A 15,930-nucleotide genomic window follows, 5' to 3' on the forward strand; every position below is an offset into this window, starting at 1 on the left:
TCACGGCGTACGGCCACCGGCGGATCCCTGACGGGAACACGAGTCGATGAATCTCTCGATATCGTCTATCAGGCTCTTCCAGCCGGACAGGCGGGTGACCGGCCCTTCGAGATCCAGCCGCTCCAGAAGCTGCCTTCTGTGCTGCGGAAAACGACTGACCGCGGCCTGCCGCTTCCGGCCTCTGACGCTCGCCGCCCTCACCAGGCATTCCCGCAGGAACGACTTCGGATCGGACAACCCTTCGACCTCATGGATCTTGGGTAGTCCAAGGTCTTCCCGGCCGTTCGGATTTCCGGCGACCTTTCGGATCTCCCCCTCGTCGAGCAGGAGCCACGCTTCGGTCATCTTCACGGGGATGACCGGTACCAACGCGCAGGAGACCCCTGAAGATGCCACGGCCCTGACGATCTCGTCACACCTTGCCTGCCGACCGGCGTTGTCGGCGTCCCGATGCACGACCGCCACGTCGAACGGCTTGCCCATCAAACGGGCACCTGCCACCAGCTTGGATCTGACGTCCTTGTCGACCTTCTGGAGAGATTCGTAGTTCGGTGTGCTCAGTCTGACGTTTCGACCTCGTTCCGCGAACAGGAATTCCACGATGGCGGCCAACGGAAGATCCGAGCTGCCTTCTGCGATGAAGAGTCCCGAAAGTGTCTTGGTCACTAGATCATTTCCATGGGAAGGGTCAACTGCGCGCCGGGAGGTGCCGCAAGGTAGGAGGTCACGTCGGCTCGGGAAAAGGAGACGCGATCCACCGACGACCGCCAGGAGTTCTCGAACGGCAGCAAGGAGAGAGCGGTGGCCATCTCGCCGTCGGCCGTTCTGTGCGGCCGCACGTCCGCCAGGAGGAGGTCGTTCGGATTGCATAGCTGCACCACCCACGGAGAATGGGTGTTGATGATTATCTGCCGGAAGGGGTTGTCCAGGTCGGGAGCTTCTTTCGGGTTCACCGCCAGGTCCTGCACCAGCCTCACCATGGCAGGCAGGTTGGCGGGGTGGATGCCGTTCTCGGGCTCCTCCATGCAGATCAGGCCGGTCACCGTCGGATCTTCGAGCAGCACGCACAGAGCCAGGAACCTCAACGTCCCCTCCGAAAGCGCCCTGGCGGGCAGCTGAAGCCCCCCTCGCTCACGCAGGAAGAGGGTGAAGACCTCCCGCACCTGATCCGGCTGGACCCGAAGGCTCTCCACTCGCACGCCGGTCAGATCCGACAGCCGGTCCGCGACCTCCGCATAGATCGCATCGGGATCGAGCGGTTCCGCCTCGGACGGATACTTCGAGCTTTCGGAGGCGATCCGGTAAAGCGTGGCGGCGAGATGGCGGCCGTCCGTACGCATCGTTCTGGGGGCGGAGAAACTGTCCGGCGCTCGCAACGCGGAAGGCTCCAGTGCCAGCCGCCGCCAGCTCTGCATCTCCCGGCGAGCCGCCAGGATGGTCGGGTAGTCGTTCGTCGTGACCGTGCTGAGAACCGTACGGCCCGCCCTGGCGGCCGAACGAGGCTGCGGTCGCCCGAAGCTGCCGCCGTCCCCGTGGACATTGATGATGGTCCCTATGTCGCGTTGCTCCGTGGACAGGAACGGGCCACCACTGCGCTGTCCCTGAAGGACCGCGTTGCGAAAGTGCTTGGCACTGTGGGGGAAGCGGAGATGTTTGGAGGCGTCCCCCTTGTTGATGTGCCGGAGGACCTCCCTTTCCAGGGTCAGTTTCCCGACGCTCCCCTCCCCTTCGGGGATGGAATAGCCAAGAGTGATCTCGTAGCGCAGGAAGGTCGTCGTGGCCTTCGCCGGAGCTCCCAGGTCGTCCTCCACGTTACGCTGGACGATCATCTCGGCGGCCAGGGATATCTCCCGCTGATGATCCCTGTATCCATCCCAGAACAGGTCTCTCGGATCTCCGCCTTTCGACCCGGAGGAACTGCGGACGCGTTGAGCCGCCTCGGCGAGCGGCTCACTCGCCAGGTGCGCGAGGAACTCGACCACATCGAACAGGTTGGACTTACCGATACCGTTTTCACCCGCTATACAGGTAAACGGACCGAATTCAACGGATACATCCAGCAGATTTTTGAAACCCTGAACTTCCAGCCTGGTAAGCACGCGTTTAGGCTACCGAGCCCGGCATCGGCCCGAGACGCTTCATCACGTCAAATCCCACCACAGACAAACATGTACAATAAGACACAAATGACCCAAACAGACACAAACCACCAAACAGCCGGTGGGCGGCTCACGTGCGCCGGTGGTTCTGTCGGTGGCGGGCCGTACGGTGGCGGCATGATCATTATTTCAGGGTGGATCCGCGTCGATCCCGGCGCCCGCGACGACTACCTGCGGGGATGCGTGAACGTGGTCGAGCAGGCCCGCGCCGCGTCCGGCTGCCTCGACTTCACGCTCGGCGCCGACCTCGTCGAGGCGGGCCGGATCAACGTCTACGAGCGGTGGGAGTCGGAGGAGTCCCTGGAGGCCTTCCGGGGTTCCGGGCCGGACGACGGCCAGTCGGCGATGATCCGCGACGCCGACGTGGTCCGCTACCGGATCTCGGGCGTCGGCCCCGCCTGATCGGCGCGGGGCGGGGACGGGCGCCCGGGGGAAGCGGCGGGGTTCCGGGTCCACGGCGCACGTCGCGGCCGCGCATCGGCTTCGCCCCGCCGGGCAGGTGGGTACGGCGTTCATGAGACGCGCCCGGCGTCTCCGCCCGGACACCCGGGACGTCTCTTCACAGGAGGACCGATGCGCACCCCGGCAGAGAGCACGGCCAGGACGCCACGCGCCACCCTCCCCTACCTGTGCGGAGCGGCCGGCGGCCCCGTGTTCGTCACCGCCTTCCTGATCGAGGGGGCCGCCCGCCCCGGTTACGACCCGATGCGCCATCCGGTCAGCTCGCTGGCCCTGGGCCCGTACGGATGGGCACAGGTCGCCAACTTCCTCGTCACCGGCCTGCTGCTGCTGGTCTTCGCCGTCGGCCTGCGCCGGGACCTCCTCGCGTCCGGACGGCGCTCCGTCTGGGGGCCGAGGTTGATCGGGGCGTCCGCGATCGGGTTGATCGGCGCCGGTGTCTTCCGCACCGATCCGGTCGGCGGCTACCCGCCCGGCACGCCCGCGCACGGCGTCTCCACCTGGCAGGGACGGCTTCACGACGTGCCGTTCTCGCTGCTCTTCTTCGCCGCGCTGGCCGCCGCGTGCTTCGTGTTCGCCCGCCGCTTCGCCGGGTGGGGCGAGCCCGGCTGGGCGGTCTGCTCGGCGGTCTGCGGGCTGGTGTTCATCGTCCTGTTCGTGCTCGCCGGGATGGGATTCTCCGGGGAGGAGAACCTCGTCGCCCTCGGTGGCCTGCTGCAGCGGATCTCGATCACGGTCGGCCTCTGCTGGGCCGGCCTCCTGGCCGTCCACCTGATGCGGACCCTTCCCGGTTCCGTGCCGGCACGCCCCGCCGCCGGCGCGTGACCCGCCCCCCGGCCCTGCCCGGCGTGCTTCCTCGTCACCCGGCCCTGAGGCGGAGGGGACCGGTGCTCCGGAGACGGGCTGCGGCAGACTGGTCGTGAGAGAAAGGGGTGCCCGTCATGACCGACAAGCCCGTTCTGCAGCCCAGCGCCAAGCATCCGATCACGATCACGGCGAACCCGGCCCGGGTCGTCGTCTCGGTCTCCGGCCGCGTGGTCGCCGACTCGCAGCGCGTGCTGACGCTGCAGGAGGCGTCGTACCCGCCCGTTCAGTACATCCCGATCGGCGACGTCGACCGCTCGCTGCTGGAGCGGACCGACACCGCCACCTACTGCCCGTTCAAGGGCGACGCCAGCTACTACACCGTCACGGTGGACGGCAACCGGGTGGCGGACGCGCTGTGGGTCTACGAGTCGCCGCACCCGGCCGTCGCCGAGATCAAGGACCACGTCGCCTTCTACCCCGACCGGGTCGACTCCATCGACGAGCAGCCGTCCGCCTGACCGCCTCCCCGGCACGGACCCGGCGGGGGCGACGGGAGCGTGCCGGTCCACAACGCCGGGCGTGCGGGCGTCGACGACACCCGCGCGCCCGGGTCGACGCGGCCAGGAACCCGGGTGGTGCCCCGCGCGTCCTACAGATCATGAATCACGCGCGGTTCCCGCGGTCGATCGCCGTCATGGTGACCTCCGTCATCGCGGCCGGTGCGCTCTCCGCGTGTACGGCCACCGTCGCCGGCCATCGGCCGCCGGCCCCGTCCCGGCCCGCCGAACCGCCGACGCCGTCGCCGGGCGGCACCCCCGGCGCGGGTACGACCCCGGCCGGGACGAGGGGCTCGGTTTCGGCAGAGGCCCGGGCCGGGAAGGAGCTGCGCGGGCTGGAGGCGTCCTTCAGGGGGCGCATCGGCGCGTACGCCCTGGACACGGCGACCGGCAGGACGGTGACGTACCGGGCGGGCGAGCGTTTCCCGATGCTGTCGACCTTCAAGGCGCCCCTGTGCGCGAGCGTGCTGCACAGGGCGCGCACCTCCGAACCCGGCCTGATGGACAGGGTCATCAGGTGGACGGCCGCCGACATGACACCCAACTCGCCGGTCACCGAGAAGCACGTCAAGGACGGCCTGACCGTCACCCGGCTGTGCGAGGCGGCCATGAACCAGAGCGACGGCACCGCGTCCAACCTGCTGCTCGGGCTGGTCGGCGGGCCCGCCGGTCTGACGAGGTACTTCCGCCACCTGAAGGACCCGGTCTCCCGGATGGACCGGCGGCATCCCGGGCTCAACGACTGGACCCCGAAGGACAGGCGCGACACCACCACGCCCGCGGCCATCGGCCGCGACCTGCGCGTGCTCACGACCGGCCGGGCGTTGCACGCGAAGGACCGCGAGCGGTTCGTCGCCTGGCTGCTCGCGAACACGACCGGTGCCGAGCGCATCCGGGCGGGCCTTCCCAGGAGCTGGACCGTCGGCGACAAGACCGGAACCAACTCCGACGGATTCGGCGGCGGGAACGACATCGCCGTCGTCTGGCCCGCCAAGGGCGCGGCTCCGATCATCATGGCGATCTACACCAACCGCGCCCCGGGCCTTCCCACCGACAACCCGACCATCGCGAAGACCGCCACCGTCCTGGCCCGCGGGCTCGGCAGGCTCTGAGGCTCCGGTCGGGAACGAACCCGGGGTCCCGTACGGCGTGCGTCGCGGAGGAACTCACCGTGCCCGTGCAGGTGACCCCGTTCCGCCGGGCCGACGGAGCCGCTCCCATCCCTCCCGGGTGATTTCGTACTCGACCTCGCCGTGCTCGGAACCCTCGATCGCCTCCGGCCAGTCCCCCGTGAAGCTCCGGACGTACGTCAGGCCGGCCTTCTCCATCACACGCCGGGATCGCGTGTTGACGGCCATGGTGTTCGCGGTCACCCGCTCCACGCCGAGCTCCGTGAAGCCCTTGCGGATCAGGGCCCGCGCTCCCTCCGTGGCATGACCGGCACCCCAGGAGGCCCTGTTGAGGCGGTAGCCGAGTTCGACCACGCGGGCACTGTGGTCGTCCAGGGGGCGGAACTCGAACCAGCCGAGGAAGGCGCCGGTGGCCCTCTCCTCCGCGGCCCAGTAACCGCGCGTACCGAAGGACGGATGGTCGTGGAGGAGCCGAGGCAGGGTCCTCGTCCGGATCTCCTCGCGACTCGCCGGCCGGCCCCCGTTGATGAGGCGCATCACCTCGGGGTCGTCGTCCAGGGCGAGCAGGTGGTCCGTGTCGGCCTCGGTGAACGCTCGCAGCACGAGCCGGCCGGTCTCCAGAAGGACGCGCATACCGGAATCCTCACCGCCGGCGCCCGGGCCCGCCACCGGATATCGGGGCGGCGAGGGACGAGGGTTCGGGGCGTGACTCATCCGGCCGGCTGGCCGGCGGCAGCGGATGAGTCACGCCCTCAGCGCCTGGTGCGGGGACTCAGCAGGCCTTCATCCCTCTGACGCTCGCCCAGCCCGCGATGACGCGCGTCGACGAGACGGTCCCCCCGCCGCCGATGGTGTGACACGGCCCGTCCGTGGTCCCGGCGATGTCCAGCTTGCGCTGGACCGTGTAGGAGTGACAGTTGCGAATCGTGTAGTAGACGATCTTCAAGGGGCCGCCGGGCACGTCACCCGTCGAGTGGCTGAGACCGCACGGCGCCGCGGCCACCTTGGCCTGGAGCGCGACCGCCGTCCCCGCCGCGGGCGTGACGGCGGCCTCGGCGGACGCGGACGCCGTCATCGTGAGGCTGCCGGCGAGAGCCGCCGCCGCCGCGATCGAAGCGGCGGCCCATCTGGCCTTCCCAGTGCTCTGCATTTCCATTCTCCTTTTGTGTTCCTGCGCGGGCGGCGTTTCCGGCGGATTCGCCGACGGCCGGGTATTTCAATCACCCGGGTCGAACCATTCGGCCGGAAGCCGCCCGACCGGCTTCCCGAGAAAGGAGATCATCGCTCGGCTCGAATCGTAAAGACCTTTCGCAAAAAAGAGCACAAATGCAAATGGCAACGCCCGTGACCTGGCCGGACGCAATTGCATTGCAAATGAAATCGTGTTTGCGGGCCGTGGCCGGACGCGTTCCGCGGGAGAAGCGGTGAGGCGCCGAGACGCGATACGGTGGAGAGGAAATATCCGGACTTGCCCATCGAGAACCAGGGAGTCGAACGAGGCATGGTCGGAACTAATCGGACATCGAGTGAGGAAGATGATGCGATCGCGGAGTTCTTCGGCCGCTTCTTCGGGTATGTGGAGGAGGCGGCGCGGCGCTCGGAGCACGTGAGACGACGGCAGGCCCGTCGTGGCGGCGACGGAAAGCCGTTGGACATCGACCTCGCCAAGGCGCTGGACCTGAGCCCCTCCACCATCGGGCACTGGCGCAAGGAGCGGCATTTCCCGCGTCAGACATTGATCTCCTCCGTGCTCGTCCGGGCGGGACTGGACATTGGGCACGGCGAGCACACCGACTTTCTCGACCTCGCGCGCCGCGCTCATCATGCGTGGACGATGCGCGAAGCGGACCCCGCCGGCTCGGGGAGGACCCTGTCCGCCGAAGCCAAGGTGTACGACACCGCCGACGCCCGTGCTCGCGGCACGGGCGCGCGCGGCGTCTCCGTATCGATACCTGACAGAAGGGACGAAACGGCAGACACCGCACGTGATAAGAAGGAGGAGTTCAAAACCGGCCCACCGGAGGAAAGGTGTCCGGAAATGGCCGCGTCTCCCCCGACCCTCGTCCAGGAACGATGCTGCCCGGATCCCGACGACATTCCTCTCCCAGGGACGGCGTCCGAGGACGAGGATCGCGTCCGGCTGGCCAAGGCGGCCAACGCGCTGGCACGAAGGTTGCGGGCGCAGTGGGAGGACGAGGCGGCCGATCGCGGGTTGGACAACCCGCCGCCGATCCCACCGCGCTGGGTGAGAACCTCCCGGCCCGTCGCCGGCCGGTTGCGGGTGGCCCTGGACGATCCGCGGCGCCCCCGCTTCACGCCGCTGCCCGGCACCCGGCAGGCGACGGCGCAGGCCGTCGAGGGCGGTGGGCTCGCCGAGTTGTTCGACCTGTACGCGGGGCTGGGCTCCGGCCGCATCGTCGTCATGGGGCACTACGGCACCGGCAAGAGCGCGACGGCCATCCTGTTGCTGCTGGAGGCGCTGGACCATCGGGTCCGCCTGACCCTCCCGCAGGCCATGAACACGCCGGTCCCGGTGCTGCTGAACGCCTGCGACTGGGACCCTCGCCGCCACGGTCTCGGTGACTGGTTCGCCCGGCAACTCGCCACCGCCTACACCTTCCTCGCCTCGCCCGAGTACGGCCCGGACGCGGCGGGCGAACTGGTTCGCCACGGCATGGTCTCGCTGCTCCTGGACGGCTTCGACGAGATGGACCGGTCTCGCCAGGTCCAGGCGTTGCGGCACATCAACCGGCAGCGTCGTTCCTTCCGGCTGCTGGTGCTGGCCCGCACCGACGACTTCGCCACCGCCGTGCGGGACCGGACCGGGCCGCTGCACGGCGCCGCGGCGGTGGAGCTCCTGCCGGTCGCGGGCGAGCAGGCGATCAGATATCTGCAGGACCACCGGCCGGACCCACCCGTCCACGACGATCCCGTGAACCAACTGGTCGACCGTCTCCGGCGGCACCCCGACGACCCGGTCAGCCGGGCACTGGACACGCCGCTGACCCTCACCCTCCTGCGTGAGGACCCGCACGCCGCCGCCGGTCTGCTCCAGCCGGGCCGCTTCACCACGCGCGAGCAGGCCGAGGACTACCTGCTCGATCGCGTCGTCCTCACCGCCTACCCGCCCCACCGGCCCGGCCCTTCCGCGGAGCAGGCCCGCGGGTGGCTCGGCTTCCTGGCCACCCGGATGGGCCGCGGCGACCTGGCGTGGTGGCGGATGCACCACTGGGCACCGATGTGGGAGCGCTGCCTGATCAACGCCCTCGCCGGAACGCTGTTGACGAGCGGGATCGGCGCCGTGGTGTTCGGCCCGATCGGGCGGTACGCGGTCGCCGGTAACACCGGAACGACGTTCGGCGTGTGGTACGGCGCCCTCATGGGCGGGTGTTTCGGGTTACTGGCCGGCCTGATCTCCGAACTGCGTGATCCCCGCCCCGACTGGACGGACAGGCTCGGCACCGCCTTCGGCGGGCGGCCCGCCCGCCTGCTGCGCAGACGGCCGCGCCCGGCGTTCAACGCCGCGGTCGGACTGACGATCCTCATGGTGGTGACGATGGCCGTGGGCAACCAGAGCACCTACTCCTACGGCCTGGTCGCGGGGATCGTCGCGGCGGCCGCCGCCGGGCACGCGGCCACCCGCGTCCGCCCCACGTCCGGCACCGGCTCCCGGTGGAGCAGGCCGCGTCCGGGCGGCGTCGATCTGCTGGCCGCCGCGACCATCGGGGGGCCGATCGGGCTGGCCTACGGCCTGAGCAAGACGCCGCCGCACGGGACGTTCGCCGGGCTGATCACCGCCTTCGGGTTCGGGCTCATGGTCAGCCTGGCCCGCCCGATCGCCGACATCGACACCCCGCCCACTCCCGGCACGCGCCGGCGCCTGGACCGCCGGCGCGCCCTGCTGGTGGCGTGCAGCACCGCGATCCCCATCGGCGTGGCGCTGGGCTTCCAGAACGGCCGCACCCACGGCCTGTCGGCCGGGATCGTCGCCGCCGTCGGGTTCGGCGTCATGATCGCTCTCGGTTCCATCGCGGCGATCTCCGACATCTGGCGCACCGGCCTGCTCTTCGCCCAGCTCCGGATGCGCAGGCTGTTCCCCCTGCGGGGGATGTGGTTCCTCGAGGACGCCCGCCGACGTCATGTGCTGCGCACCGCCGGAGCCAGCTACCAGTTCAGACACGACCGGCTCAGGGCCGCCCTCGCCGACGATCGTCAACGCTCCGACCCGCCGCCGCGCCGAGAGGGTGACTCGTCCGGTCATACGACAGCGACAGCGACGAAGGACGCGAAGTGATCGGCGCGGCGTTTGCAGCGCCGGTGGAGACGTAGACGGTCGGCCCGAGCCTCGCCCGCCCGCCCGCTCGCTCGCTCGCTCGCTCCAGCGGACGTCTTCCCGTCCACGATCGTTCGTTTCGGCGGGTGCGCCCACCCGGCGAGGACGAGCCGGGGAAAAAGATCCTCGCCGGCCGCGGCCGGCGATGTCAGCGGGAGACGGTGAAGACTCGGTCGAGGTGGGCGCCGATGACGCGTGGACCATCGCGCGGGCGGTGAAGGCCCCCTCGCCCCGGGTGGGTTCGTACTCCATTTCGGTTGTACGAAGCAACCTGGACGGCGGGCCGCGCATGGAAGAGGTATGCGATCTGAGATTCGACGAGCGGTAGTGGAACCACCACCGGAGCGGGGGTCCGCTGAGAACACGGGCGACACCGTCGTGGCCAGGTTGTTCTCGACCCACCGGCTCGGCCTGGTCCGCCTGGCGTTCCTGCTGGTGGGGAACCAGGAGACGGCCGAGGACGTCGTCCAGGACGCCTTCGCGGCGCTCCATCGCCGGTGGAGCCGACTGGCCGACCATGATCGGGTGCTGCCCTACCTGCGGACGGCCGTGGTGAACGGGTGCCGCATGGTCCACCGGCGGCGGGCCATCGTCGGCAGGTTCGCCGGGGAGCGGGAGACGCCGTTCTGCGTGTGGGGCTCTCCGGGTCTCGGAGGCCGTCGGGCAGGGAACTCACATCCGTTCACGGTGGATGAGGAGGCGGTGTGCCTCCTGGAGACCGGACGCTATCGGGAAGGATCGACGGCGACGTTCACGGCCATGTGCGGCCGGTCGATGCTCACCGTGTGGACGGCGATGTTCGTCGCGGCGGGCAAGCGACCGGAACGCCGATCGACGGACACCGTGCGTCGGCGGCCGGTGGACAGGCGGACTCCCGAGATGTGGTCGTGATCAAGGTCCGAAAGGATGTCCCTTCCGCACCGGGTGACCAAGGAATTCACATGAAGCGAGTAATCGCCGGCATCTCGATGGCCGCGGCCGTCACGGTCGTGGCCGCGGCCCCTGCCCAGGCCGCTCCCGCGGACCCGGTCAAGGCGTTGAGAAGCCAGTTCGTGGCGGGCAAGGGCATGAAGTTCACCGACTTCAGCACCATGACCTCGGACGGCAGGAAAAGTCCCTACCTCCGGCGGACCGGTTCCTTCCAGTTCGGCAAGACCGGGATCGTCGCCTCGGACATCAGCTCGACGGGCATCGAGGCGGACGGCGGAGCGGGTTCCACGGGCATGTTCGCCCCGGCGCGAACGATCCGGATCGGCACCACGAGCTACTCCTCGGGCGGATCGGACCGCGAGAAGATGCCGAAGGGCAAGAGCTGGCACAAGGATCCGGACGGCATGACCGGCGGCGTCGGCGGCTGGTTCGGGCAGCTCGTGAACGTCGCGGAGCCGGCGACCGTGGCCACCCTGCTCAAGGGCGCCAGACGGGCAGGCAGTAGCTATTCCGGCAAGGTCACCTTCGGCAGGCTCGCCAAGGTCTCCCCCTGGTTCCGGGCCTCCCTGCCGCTTCGGTCGAGCGACAAGACCGTGGTGACCTTCAAGCTCACCGTGAACCGCGGCGGCCTCCCGCAGCGTCTGACCACCTCCCACCCGATGACGGGCATATTCGACAGTGAGGGCTGGGAAGGCAGGACCATCACCGTCGACACCCGCTTCACCGGCTGGGGGACGAAGGTCTCCATCAAGGCTCCCCCGGCGAGCAAGGTGACCACCAAGCTTGAGGAATAGCCCTATCCGACGATGGTCGTCGGATTTCCAGAGGCGATCAGGTCAGTCGGTCGAACGCGCCTGACGTGAGACCACCGACGAAGGACCGCCACCCGGCGGGAGTGAAGAGCAGCTTCGGCCCCTCGGGGTCCTTGCTGTCACGCACCGCCACCACGCCGGGCATATTGGTGGCGACCTCCACGCACTGTCCGCCGTTGCCTGAGGAAAACGACGACTTCCGCCACACAGCGGCACTTACGTCCATCCCTGCCTCGCTTCTTCGATCATTTTAAGAGATGCATGCTCAGGATAAGTCCATAGGCGTATCGCTTCATATCGATTTCTGATGGAGCTTACGGTGTCGTAGTCAGTCGTGACGTGCCCTTGAGCCGGAGAGTCGGCATGGATGGTGTCCGCCTGCCCAATCGGAAGCTCGGCGATCATGAAAGCTCCTGCCAGCCCTGGGAGGCATTCCGGGTCGACGATCTGAACGGAGATGGTTGGCCTATCAGCCATCTTCAACAAGTGATCGAGTTGCTCGCGCATCACTTCCGCACCACCTACCCGACGGCGCAGTACGCCCGCATCGATGAGAACCAAGAGCATCGGGGGGTCGTCCTTGTCGAGGATCCACTGGCGCCGCACGCGCGCCTGGACACGTCCTTCCGCCTCCTCTGGAGTCATTCGAGGCTCCTTGGCGAAAATGTGCCGCGCGTAGGACTCCGTCTGCAGGAGGCCGGGGATGAGCAGCGGGTCCCAGGAGCGGATGACGAGGGCGACGGGTTCTATCTCCTCGGCCCAGCCGATGAACCAGGCCGGGCCGCCGGGGCGGGCGATGATGTGTTTGCGCAGGTCCGCGAAGTGCGTGCTACCGCCTGAGCCGAACAGGCGGTCCAACTGTTCCGCGTCGTACTTCGACGGTGTGCGGCTGCCGCCCTCCAGGCGGCTCACCTGGGCCCGGGTGCAGCCGAGGCGCGCGGCCACGGAGGTCTGGGAGAGCTGGGCGGCCTCGCGCAGGCGGCGCATCTCGGCGGCGAAGCGCGCGCGGGGGGTTCCCGGGTCCGGGGGGACGTCCTCGCTCATCGCATTCCTCCTGAATCAGAGAAAACAGACTTTTGCCGTTTCGGCCATTCCTGGTATCGGTATGGAGAATCCCTCACGCGTCATTCCGGGTCATCCGGCGAGATGCCGATCCGCTCCTGAATTCACCTGCCATACGGGCAATCTAAGCACACGTCCTGTCGATTCGGCAGGGCGAGAAAGAAAGCGCCCAATGGCATTGTGAGCAGGGACGGGAACGAGCGATGAACGATCGGAACGGCGACCTTTCACGCCTCGGGCGGGCCGGCCGGGGGCATCCGGAGGACAGGAGTGTGACGGCGGCCGAGCGGCACGCGCGGTTCGTCCGTCTGACCCGGCTCGGCCGGGACCTGCACGGTCTCGGGGTGCGCACCTCGCTCGTCCTCCCGGTGGCCGGGCAGCCGATCCTGGAGATCCACTCGACCTCCGGCACGGTGGCCCGGATCACCGTCGTCCGGCGCCACCGCGGGTGGGCGTACGTCTGGCGGCCGTGGTGGGCGCGGCTGTGGCGGCGCGGGGAATGGGCGTGGGCGGGGGCCGACAACGCGGCCGACATCGTCAGGTCGGCGGTGACCACGTGAGGGCGGAGGAGGAACCGCCCGGAGAAAGGGCGGGAGACCACGACGCCCTCCCGGGGACGTGCCTCGCGAACCGGCCGTGCAGCGCGTGGCGGAGGGTCTTTCCCGGCCGGGTGGCGGCCGTGCCTGAGGTGCGGGCCTGGGCACGCGGCCTGCTGACCGGGCGGGTCACGGCCGGGGCGCTCGACGACGTGCTGCTCCTGCTGAGCGAGCTGGCCACGAACGCGGTGACCCACTCCGACTCCGGGCGTACGGCGGACGGGAGGATGACGGTGTACGTGGCCCGCCTTCCCGGGGCGGTCCACGTGGAGGTCACCGACGAGGGCTCGGACGCGAGCGCGCCCGCCGTGCGCGTCCCGGGGACGGACGACGACGGCGGGCGGGGACTGTGGCTGGTGGAGGCGGTCGCGGCCGGGTGGGGGACGTACCGCGACGGGACGGGCGGGTCGGTCTGGTTCAGGGTGACGGGGTAGCGCGCCGCAGGTCAGCGGTCCTGGGTGGTGTTCTCCATGACGCGCCGGTCAGCGTGCCCATACGGCGTTCTTCAAAATCCTGTCCAGGCCCGGGGTGGCCCACTTGTCGATGACGAGGGTCTTCGACGTCGGCAGGTACCACTCGCGTTGCTTGAACGTCGACTTCTGCTCGCCACCGTTGTACGTGACGCACCGGCCCGGCCACACCCGGTAGTGCGCCCTGTGCCCGGCGCCGATGTCGCGGTGGCCGACCGCGATCGCCTTGCCGATGACGTGGCCGTATCTGGGGTTGACCGGGCAGGGCGGCACGTCGCCCGCCGGGAAGAACGGCCCGTTGACGGGGTTGTAGCGCACTCCGCCCTCTCCCCCGTTCTTCAGCGCCGCCGGTCCCATGACCCAGAAGCTGTCGCATCGGGGCTGGAAGAAACCGCCGCCGGGGCGTGCGCAGGCTCCGGTCACCACCCGGACCCGGTCGGCGGTCCCGTACACCCGCCACGAGGCCGGGATCTCCAGGGTCAGTCCGCCGCGCAGGCGCAGCGGCGCGGTGGCGGAGGCGGAGGCGGGGAGCTGGGCCGACAGCACGGCGGCCCCGGCGACGGCGGCGGCCAGCATGATCGTTCTTCTTGTCATGGCGGCGATGCTATTGATCGTGACTTGCGATTGGTTTGCGTCCTTCTTGCCGTCGCCCGAAAGCCCTTGCCGTCGCCCGCAAGCCGGAGTCGGTGGGCGGAAAGGGACGAAGTACTCTCACTGGCGTGGGCGGCGTCCGACGATCGCCGCCCGGCATCGGCACAGGCATCGGCACAGGCATCGGCAGGATCAGCGAGAGGAGCCGGGTGTGTTCACCGCTCCGGGCAATCCCGAGTCCGTCTTCACCTACGGCGCTCCCGCCCTGAAGTTCGGGCCGGGCGCCTCGGCCGAGATCGGCTTCGATCTCGGGCAGTACGGCGTCCGCCGTGTCCTCGTCGTCACCGACCCCGGGGTGGCGGCGACCGGGGCACCGGCGCGGATCGCCGAGCAGCTCACGGGCTTCGGCATGGAGGCGTCGGTGTACGACGGCGTACGCGTCGAGCCGACGGACGAGAGCCTGCTCGCGGCGGTCGAGCACGCCCGCGCCTCGGGTCCCTGGGACGCGTTCGTCGCCGTCGGGGGCGGGTCGAGCATCGACACGGCCAAGGCGGTCAACCTGCTCGTCACCAATCCCGGCGAGCTGATGGACTACGTCAACGCCCCGGTGGGCGGCGGCCTGGCGCCCTCCCGGCCGCTCAGGCCGCTGGTGGCGGTGCCCACGACCACCGGCACCGGCGCGGAGAGCACCACGATCTGTGTGCTCGACGTGCTGGAGCTGAAGGTCAAGACCGGCATCAGCCACGCCCGGCTCCGGCCGGTGCTGGCGGTCGTCGACCCCGACCTGACGATGTCCCAGCCTCCCGAGGTCACCGCGGCATCCGGGATGGACATCCTCTGCCACGCGCTGGAGAGCTACACGGCCCGGCCCTACACCTCCTACGAGCGCAAGCGGCCCGAGGAGCGGGTGCCGTACTGCGGCTCGAACCCGGTGGCCGACATGTGGTCCGAGCGGGCCCTGCAGTTGCTCGCGCACTCCTTCAGGACCGCCGTACGCGACGGGGACGACACCGGCGCGAGGGCGCGGATGGCGCTGGCGGCGACGTTCGCCGGGCTGGGGTTCGGCAACGCGGGCGTGCACATCCCGCACGCCAACGCCTACCCGATCGCCGGGCGCGTCAGGGACTTCCGTCCCGGCGGTTACCCGGCCGGGGAGCCGATGGTGCCGCACGGCATGGCCGTGGCCCTGACCGCCCCGGAGGCGTTCCGGTTCACCTTCGAGGCGCGGCCGGAACGGCACCTGCGCGCGGCCGAACTGCTCGACCCGTCGGCCGTCAGGCCGGACGACCCGGCCGAGTTCCTGCCGGGCGTGCTGACGAGGCTGATGCGGGACGTCGGCCTGCCCAACGGCGTCGGCGGTGTCGGCTACACCGAGGCGGACGTCCCCGCGCTGGCCGAGGGGGCGATGAGGCAGCAGCGGCTGCTGACCACCGCGCCGCGTCCGGTCACCGAGGAGGACGTCACCGGGATCCTGCGGCGTTCCCTCGCCCTGTGGTGAGGGTCAGGCGCCCGAGGCGCCCGAGGCGCCCGAGGCGGCCGCGGTCAGCGCGTCGGTGGCCGCGCCGTCCTCGGTGTCCGGCGGGATGACCCGCAGGGTGACGGGTTCCGTGTTCGCGCCGATCAGGGTGACCGTGTGCGCGTCCATGTGACGGAACCAGCCGACCTTGACCTGGCGGCCGGGGGCGGCGACGCGGTGCGGGATGTCGTCCCAGGACTCCAGCGGCAGCCCCACCCGCAGGACGGGCCGGTTCAGGCGGTGGTCGATGTCCGCGATGAGGCCGGGCAGTTCCGCGGCGGCGTCCCTGGAGCGCGGCCACCAGCCCCCGTCCACGGCGCCCCTGCGGCCGAGGGTGGGGTCCAGGCTGACGCGGGCCGGTGAGGCGGCGCTCGCGGTGGAGCCGGAGGCGGCGCTCGCGGAGATTTCGGGGGCGGCCCCGTGGTCCATGCCCGCGACGGCGTTGAGAAGCGTGTGGAGAGGAGAGCGTTTCGGCGCCATGATCGGGCCCGTCTCGGTTCCCGGGGAA

Annotated in this window: 19 protein-coding genes; 10 read left to right on the plus strand and 9 right to left on the minus strand. The window is 69.8% G+C overall.

The window, feature by feature from the left end:
* Together AB0G16_RS02695 and AB0G16_RS02700 are read right to left on the minus strand one after the other, a co-directional pair.
* Positions 1-666 (minus strand): hypothetical protein, encoded by a 666-nt coding sequence (locus AB0G16_RS02695; RefSeq protein ID WP_362797620.1) that lies wholly within the window; start codon positions 664-666, stop codon positions 1-3.
* On the minus strand, positions 666-2,099 hold the full coding sequence (locus AB0G16_RS02700; RefSeq protein ID WP_362797622.1) for an AAA family ATPase: 1,434 nt from the start codon (positions 2,097-2,099) through the stop codon (positions 666-668). Before AB0G16_RS02700 ends, AB0G16_RS02695 begins: the two co-directional genes overlap by 1 nt.
* A gap of 177 nt (positions 2,100-2,276) precedes the next feature.
* Between AB0G16_RS02700 and AB0G16_RS02705 the strand changes: the two genes are divergently transcribed.
* From AB0G16_RS02705 to bla, 4 genes are all read left to right on the plus strand, one after another.
* Complete coding sequence (locus AB0G16_RS02705; protein ID WP_362797624.1) at positions 2,277-2,561, plus strand: antibiotic biosynthesis monooxygenase family protein; 285 nt, start codon at positions 2,277-2,279, stop codon at positions 2,559-2,561.
* 171 nt (positions 2,562-2,732) lie between these two features.
* Positions 2,733-3,443, plus strand: a complete 711-nt coding sequence (locus tag AB0G16_RS02710) for a DUF998 domain-containing protein (protein WP_362797626.1) — start codon at positions 2,733-2,735, stop codon at positions 3,441-3,443.
* 116 nt (positions 3,444-3,559) lie between these two features.
* Entirely contained in the window at positions 3,560-3,943 is a 384-nt protein-coding gene (locus AB0G16_RS02715) for a DUF427 domain-containing protein (RefSeq protein WP_362797628.1), read from the plus strand.
* A gap of 140 nt (positions 3,944-4,083) precedes the next feature.
* Complete coding sequence (bla, locus tag AB0G16_RS02720) at positions 4,084-5,094, plus strand: class A beta-lactamase (protein ID WP_362797630.1); 1,011 nt, start codon at positions 4,084-4,086, stop codon at positions 5,092-5,094.
* A gap of 54 nt (positions 5,095-5,148) precedes the next feature.
* Here the strand turns inward: bla and AB0G16_RS02725 are convergent, their stop codons facing one another.
* From AB0G16_RS02725 to AB0G16_RS02735, 3 genes are all read right to left on the minus strand, one after another.
* The gene (locus tag AB0G16_RS02725; RefSeq protein WP_362797632.1) at positions 5,149-5,745 is read right to left on the minus strand and encodes a GNAT family N-acetyltransferase; all 597 of its coding nucleotides are present in this window, start codon (positions 5,743-5,745) and stop codon (positions 5,149-5,151) included.
* Positions 5,746-5,884: 139 nt separating this feature from the next.
* The gene (locus tag AB0G16_RS02730; RefSeq protein WP_362797634.1) at positions 5,885-6,262 is read right to left on the minus strand and encodes a hypothetical protein; all 378 of its coding nucleotides are present in this window, start codon (positions 6,260-6,262) and stop codon (positions 5,885-5,887) included.
* A 66-nt stretch (positions 6,263-6,328) separates the two neighbouring features.
* Positions 6,329-6,937, minus strand: coding sequence for a hypothetical protein (locus AB0G16_RS02735; protein WP_362797636.1), 609 nt, complete (start codon positions 6,935-6,937; stop codon positions 6,329-6,331).
* Positions 6,938-7,150: 213 nt separating this feature from the next.
* On the opposite strand from AB0G16_RS02735, the gene AB0G16_RS02740 reads away from it, so the two are divergent.
* The 3 genes from AB0G16_RS02740 to AB0G16_RS02750 all read left to right on the plus strand — a co-directional run bounded on the left by AB0G16_RS02740 (position 7,151) and on the right by AB0G16_RS02750 (position 11,169).
* Positions 7,151-9,406, plus strand: coding sequence for a hypothetical protein (locus AB0G16_RS02740; RefSeq protein ID WP_362797638.1), 2,256 nt, complete (start codon positions 7,151-7,153; stop codon positions 9,404-9,406).
* 366 nt (positions 9,407-9,772) lie between these two features.
* Positions 9,773-10,336 carry a sigma factor gene (locus AB0G16_RS02745; RefSeq protein WP_362797640.1) on the plus strand — a complete coding sequence of 188 codons (564 nt, stop codon included), beginning with the start codon at positions 9,773-9,775 and terminating at the stop codon, positions 10,334-10,336.
* A 50-nt stretch (positions 10,337-10,386) separates the two neighbouring features.
* A complete protein-coding gene (locus AB0G16_RS02750) occupies positions 10,387-11,169 on the plus strand; it encodes a hypothetical protein (protein ID WP_362797641.1) in 783 nt (260 codons plus the stop codon).
* 37 nt (positions 11,170-11,206) lie between these two features.
* Here the strand turns inward: AB0G16_RS02750 and AB0G16_RS02755 are convergent, their stop codons facing one another.
* Together AB0G16_RS02755 and AB0G16_RS02760 are read right to left on the minus strand one after the other, a co-directional pair.
* Positions 11,207-11,413 (minus strand): DUF397 domain-containing protein, encoded by a 207-nt coding sequence (locus AB0G16_RS02755; protein WP_362797642.1) that lies wholly within the window; start codon positions 11,411-11,413, stop codon positions 11,207-11,209.
* The gene (locus AB0G16_RS02760) at positions 11,404-12,231 is read right to left on the minus strand and encodes a helix-turn-helix transcriptional regulator (protein WP_362797644.1); all 828 of its coding nucleotides are present in this window, start codon (positions 12,229-12,231) and stop codon (positions 11,404-11,406) included. Before AB0G16_RS02760 ends, AB0G16_RS02755 begins: the two co-directional genes overlap by 10 nt.
* 221 nt (positions 12,232-12,452) lie before the next feature.
* Here AB0G16_RS02760 and AB0G16_RS02765 point away from each other — a divergent pair, with 221 nt between their 5' ends.
* Complete coding sequence (locus AB0G16_RS02765; RefSeq protein WP_362797646.1) at positions 12,453-12,809, plus strand: hypothetical protein; 357 nt, start codon at positions 12,453-12,455, stop codon at positions 12,807-12,809.
* Positions 12,749-13,279 (plus strand): ATP-binding protein, encoded by a 531-nt coding sequence (locus AB0G16_RS02770; protein ID WP_362797726.1) that lies wholly within the window; start codon positions 12,749-12,751, stop codon positions 13,277-13,279. Before AB0G16_RS02765 ends, AB0G16_RS02770 begins: the two co-directional genes overlap by 61 nt.
* A 48-nt stretch (positions 13,280-13,327) precedes the next feature.
* On the opposite strand, the gene AB0G16_RS02775 is transcribed toward AB0G16_RS02770, so the two are convergent.
* The gene (locus AB0G16_RS02775; protein WP_362797648.1) at positions 13,328-13,909 is read right to left on the minus strand and encodes a hypothetical protein; all 582 of its coding nucleotides are present in this window, start codon (positions 13,907-13,909) and stop codon (positions 13,328-13,330) included.
* Between the two features lie 208 nt (positions 13,910-14,117).
* Here AB0G16_RS02775 and AB0G16_RS02780 point away from each other — a divergent pair, with 208 nt between their 5' ends.
* Positions 14,118-15,404, plus strand: a complete 1,287-nt coding sequence (locus tag AB0G16_RS02780) for a hydroxyacid-oxoacid transhydrogenase (protein ID WP_362797650.1) — start codon at positions 14,118-14,120, stop codon at positions 15,402-15,404.
* Between the two features lie 3 nt (positions 15,405-15,407).
* Here AB0G16_RS02780 and AB0G16_RS02785 read toward each other — a convergent pair whose 3' ends face one another.
* On the minus strand, positions 15,408-15,902 hold the full coding sequence (locus tag AB0G16_RS02785; RefSeq protein ID WP_362797652.1) for a DUF5994 family protein: 495 nt from the start codon (positions 15,900-15,902) through the stop codon (positions 15,408-15,410).
* Positions 15,903-15,930: the final 28 nt, after the last annotated feature.

The sequence above is a fragment of the Streptosporangium sp. NPDC023615 genome, assembly GCF_040640155.1.
In the GTDB taxonomy this organism is placed as follows: Bacteria; Actinomycetota; Actinomycetes; order Streptosporangiales; family Streptosporangiaceae; genus Streptosporangium.

Bases quoted from the DNA above. Each gene is read 5' to 3' on its own strand.
- AB0G16_RS02705 (WP_362797624.1), top strand. From the start codon at position 2,277: ATGATCATTATTTCAGGGTGGATCCGCGTCGATCCCGGCGCCCGCGAC.
- AB0G16_RS02710 (WP_362797626.1), top strand. From the start codon at position 2,733: ATGCGCACCCCGGCAGAGAGCACGGCCAGGACGCCACGCGCCACCCTC.
- AB0G16_RS02715 (WP_362797628.1), top strand. From the start codon at position 3,560: ATGACCGACAAGCCCGTTCTGCAGCCCAGCGCCAAGCATCCGATCACG.
- bla (WP_362797630.1), top strand. From the start codon at position 4,084: ATGAATCACGCGCGGTTCCCGCGGTCGATCGCCGTCATGGTGACCTCC.
- AB0G16_RS02725 (WP_362797632.1), bottom strand. From the start codon at position 5,745: ATGCGCGTCCTTCTGGAGACCGGCCGGCTCGTGCTGCGAGCGTTCACC.
- AB0G16_RS02730 (WP_362797634.1), bottom strand. From the start codon at position 6,262: ATGCAGAGCACTGGGAAGGCCAGATGGGCCGCCGCTTCGATCGCGGCG.
- AB0G16_RS02735 (WP_362797636.1), bottom strand. From the start codon at position 6,937: ATGATGAGCGCGGCGCGCGAGGTCGAGAAAGTCGGTGTGCTCGCCGTG.
- AB0G16_RS02740 (WP_362797638.1), top strand. From the start codon at position 7,151: ATGGCCGCGTCTCCCCCGACCCTCGTCCAGGAACGATGCTGCCCGGAT.
- AB0G16_RS02750 (WP_362797641.1), top strand. From the start codon at position 10,387: ATGAAGCGAGTAATCGCCGGCATCTCGATGGCCGCGGCCGTCACGGTC.
- AB0G16_RS02755 (WP_362797642.1), bottom strand. From the start codon at position 11,413: ATGGACGTAAGTGCCGCTGTGTGGCGGAAGTCGTCGTTTTCCTCAGGC.
- AB0G16_RS02760 (WP_362797644.1), bottom strand. From the start codon at position 12,231: ATGAGCGAGGACGTCCCCCCGGACCCGGGAACCCCCCGCGCGCGCTTC.
- AB0G16_RS02765 (WP_362797646.1), top strand. From the start codon at position 12,453: ATGAACGATCGGAACGGCGACCTTTCACGCCTCGGGCGGGCCGGCCGG.
- AB0G16_RS02770 (WP_362797726.1), top strand. From the start codon at position 12,749: ATGGGCGTGGGCGGGGGCCGACAACGCGGCCGACATCGTCAGGTCGGC.
- AB0G16_RS02775 (WP_362797648.1), bottom strand. From the start codon at position 13,909: ATGACAAGAAGAACGATCATGCTGGCCGCCGCCGTCGCCGGGGCCGCC.
- AB0G16_RS02785 (WP_362797652.1), bottom strand. From the start codon at position 15,902: ATGGCGCCGAAACGCTCTCCTCTCCACACGCTTCTCAACGCCGTCGCG.